Annotated in this window: 1 pseudogene; it reads right to left on the bottom strand. The window is 66.4% G+C overall.

The features are described 5' to 3' along the window. Window positions 1-159 precede the first annotated feature (159 nt). Window positions 160-295, bottom strand: a pseudogene (locus ACLD7X_RS19605) (photosystem II D2 protein (photosystem q(a) protein)); the annotation flags it as partial.

Here is a 295-nt window from a genome sequence, read left to right as displayed (position 1 = left end):
GAGCGCAGCTTCTGGAGGCGGTTCAGCGGCCCGCCCAGCTGAGAGAGAGCCCCAGCCCGCCGCCGGCGCACGACCCCAACCCGGAACCACCTGCCATGAAAAAGCGCCCCCTCGGGGGCGCTGGGTGGCCTGATGGCTCAAGCGACGAGGCCGAGAAACTCAGAGAGCGTTGCCGCGGGGCAGGACCTCTTCAGGGAAGACGAAGTTTTCGTGCGGCTGGTCAGCCGGGGCCATCCAGGCGCGGAGGCCTTCGTTCAGAAGGATGTTCTTCGTGTAGAAGGTCTCGAATTCGGGG

The sequence above is a fragment of the Aphanothece microscopica RSMan92 genome (assembly GCF_046613545.2).
In the GTDB taxonomy this organism is placed as follows: domain Bacteria; phylum Cyanobacteriota; class Cyanobacteriia; order PCC-6307; family Cyanobiaceae; genus NIES-981.
Note: the sequence above shows the minus strand (reverse complement) of the source record. Positions and strands in the feature narration are given on the sequence as shown.